The following is a 3,093-nucleotide window of genomic DNA, read 5'->3' as shown; positions in this document are numbered from 1 at the left end:
GCCCCGGCACCGCGCCGGTGATCTCGTCGTCCCGGATGGTCTCCGTGCCGCCCACCCGGACGCTCACGATGCCCGTCGCGCGCGAGTCCAGCCGGGGGCTGTCGCCTGGCAGGTCGTGGACCAGTCGCGCCTGGCCCGCGTCGATCCGGTCGGGGTCGAAGAGGACCAGGTCGGCGTGGTAGCCCTCGGCGATCCGGCCGCGCTCGCGGAGCCCGAGCAGCCGCGCCGGATCGTCCGTCAGCATCCGTACCGCCCGCTCCAGGCCGACCAGCTTCCGTCCGCGCAGACAGTCGCCGATGAAGCGGGTGGTGTACGGGGCGCCGCACATCCGGTCCAGATGGGCCCCGGCGTCGGAGCCGCCGAGCATGACGTCCTCGTGCTCCCAGGTCCGCCGTCGCAAGCGCCAGCTGGCCGGGTCGTTGTCGGTCGGCATCGGCCACAGCACCGTACGCATCTCATCCGCCGCGCAGATCTCCACCAGGCAGTGGAACGCCTCCTGCCCGCGCTCGGCGGCGATGTCGCGGACCACGCGCCCGGTCAGCCCGGCGTTGGCCTCGCTGTAGGTGTCGCCGATGACGTACCGACCGAAGTGGGTGAGCCGCCGGAACACCCCGGCCTCGGGGCTGCCGGCGCGGCGCAGCATCTCCTCCCGTACGGCCGGGTCGCGGAGCTTGGCGATCCGCTCCGGGATGGGCAGCCCCAGGATGTCGCCCCAGCCCGGGATGAGGTTGAGCGCGCAGAAGGTGCCGAGCGACATGTTCATGGGGGTGAGGATCGGCATCGTGAGGGCGACGATCCTGCCGCCCGCCTTACGGGCGCGTTCGCTGGCCTGGAGCTGGCGCGGCACCCGCTCGGGGACGGCCGCGTCGATGGTCAGCACGTTCCAGTTGAGCGGGCGGCCGGCGGCCGCGCTCATGTCCACCAGCAGGTCGATCTCCTCGTCGGCGAACTGGTCGAGACAGCCCGCCACGATCGCCTCGATCTGCGTCCCCTCGTGGTCGCCGACGGCCCGGGAGAGCGCCAGGAGTTCCCCGGGCTGGGCGTGGCGGGAGGCGACCGGCTGTCCGTCCCCGTCCGAGTGGGTCGAGGACTGGGTGGTGGACAGCCCCCACGCCCCCGCGTCCATCGCCTCATGGAAGAGCCGCAGCATCTCCTCCAGCTGCGCGGGGCTGGGCTGTCCGCCGATCGCGTCCTCGCCCATCACATGGCGGCGCAGTGCGCAGTGCCCCACCATGAAGCCCGCGTTGACGGCGATCCGGCCCTCCAACGCGTCCAGGTACTCGCCGAAGCCGTGCCAGTTCCAGGGCGCGCCCTGCTCCAGCGCCACCAGCGACATGCCCTCGACCCGGCTCATCATCCGCCGGGTGTAGTCGGCGTCGCCGGGCCGGTCGGGGTTGAGCGGGGCGAGGGTGAAACCGCAGTTGCCGCCGGCCACGGTGGTCACGCCGTGGTTCATGGACGGGGTGGCGTACGGATCCCAGAACAGCTGGGCGTCGTAGTGGGTGTGCGGGTCGACGAACCCGGGCGCGAGGACGAGCCCGGTGGCGTCCTCGGTGGACCGGGCCGGTTCGGTGACGGCCCCGGGCTCGGCGATGGCCACGATCCGGCCGTCCCGGATGCCGACGTCGGCGACGTACGAGGGCGCGCCGGTGCCGTCCGCCACGGTGGCGCCCTTGATCAGGTGGTCGAGCACGGGTTCAGGTCCCTTCTCGCGTCTGCGGCTGGCGTCTTCGGCTACTGGGTGACGGCCTGTGCGGCTACTGGGTGACGGCCTGTGCGGCTACTGGGTGACGGCCTGTGCGGCTACTGGGTGACGGCCTGGCGGAAGCGGGTCGTGCGGTGCACCGGATCGGTGTCGATCTTCGGGATGACGTGCTCGCCGATGAGCTTGATCGTGTTCATCGTGTCCTCGTAGCCGATCCCGATCGGCAGCCCGAACGACAGCTGGTCGGCGCCCGCCTGCTCCCACCGCTTGCACTGGCGGAAGACCTCGTCCGGGTCGCCGCAGATCATCAGCTCCTCGGCGATGAGGAGTTCGATGATCTCCTCGGTGTACTCCGGCAGCAGTTCGGGCCACTGCGGGATGCCGTCCGGGCGGGGGAAGGTGTCGTGGTACCGGAAGAGCAGTGACTGCAGGTAGTTGAGCCCGCCGCCGAGCGCGACCTCGACGGCCTTGGCGTGGGTCTCGGCGCAGATCGCGGTCGAGGTGACCATCACGTTGTCGTTGACGAAGCCGCCGACCGGCTCGGCCTCCTTGATCGCGTTCTTGTAGGAGTCGAGGACCCACTCCATGTCGGAGACCTTCTGGATGGAGAAGCCGAGCACGCCCAGGCCCTTCTTGCCCGCCATCGCGTACGAGGGTGGCGATCCGGCCGCGTACCACATCGCCGGGTGGGCGGCCCCGTACGGCTTGGGCAGCACCTTGCGCGGCGGCAGCGACCAGTGCTTGCCGGTGAAGCCCTGGTACTCGTCCTGCAGCCACATCTTGGGGAACTCGGCGATCGCCTCTTCCCAGATCTCCTTGGTGGCGTTCATGTCGGTCACGCCCGGCAGGAAGCCGAGGATCTCGTGGCTGCCCGCGCCCCGGCCGGAGCCGAACTCGAACCGGCCGCCGGAGAGGTGGTCGAGCATCGCGACCTTCTCGGCCACCTTGACCGGGTGGTTGACCTGCGGCAATGGGTTGAAGATGCCGGAGCCGAGGTGGATGCGCTCGGTGGCGTGGGCGAGATAGCCGAGGAAGACGTCGTTCGCGGAGAGGTGGGAGTACTCGTCCAGGAAGTGGTGCTCGGAGGCCCATACGTACTTGAAGCCCGACCGGTCGGCCTGGATGACGTACTCGGTCTCCTCGACGAGCGCGTGATGCTCGGCCTCGGGGTCGGTTCGGCGTCGGCTTTCGGGGACGTAGCCCTGCACGAAGAGTCCGAATTCCATGGAGGTTCACCGCCTCAGACGAACGTCGATCTGACGGATCGTCAGATTTTGATTGACTCTGGCACCGCGGGCACGGACCGTCAAGGGCCGTGTAAGGCCGCGCGGGGCCGGAGGTCTTGCGGGGGTGTCCGGTGGATCTTTCCCCTCCCCGCCCCTTCCCGC

The 3,093-nt window shown here is 70.1% G+C and carries 2 protein-coding genes; both read right to left on the bottom strand.

The features are described 5' to 3' along the window. Nucleotides 1-1,693 (bottom strand): amidohydrolase family protein (locus GWI24_RS42695; protein WP_210951399.1); only part of this gene is annotated, 1,693 nt, incomplete at its 3' end. Nucleotides 1,694-1,803: 110 nt separating this feature from the next. Continuing rightward, entirely contained in the window at nucleotides 1,804-2,931 is a 1,128-nt protein-coding gene (locus tag GWI24_RS42690) for an LLM class flavin-dependent oxidoreductase (protein WP_210951398.1), read from the bottom strand. Nucleotides 2,932-3,093: the final 162 nt, after the last annotated feature.

The sequence above is a fragment of the Streptomyces sp. MK37H genome (genome assembly GCF_018035285.1).
Classification (GTDB): Bacteria; Actinomycetota; Actinomycetes; order Streptomycetales; family Streptomycetaceae; genus Streptomyces; species Streptomyces endocoffeicus.
This window is presented reverse-complemented; position numbering and strand designations above follow the sequence as displayed.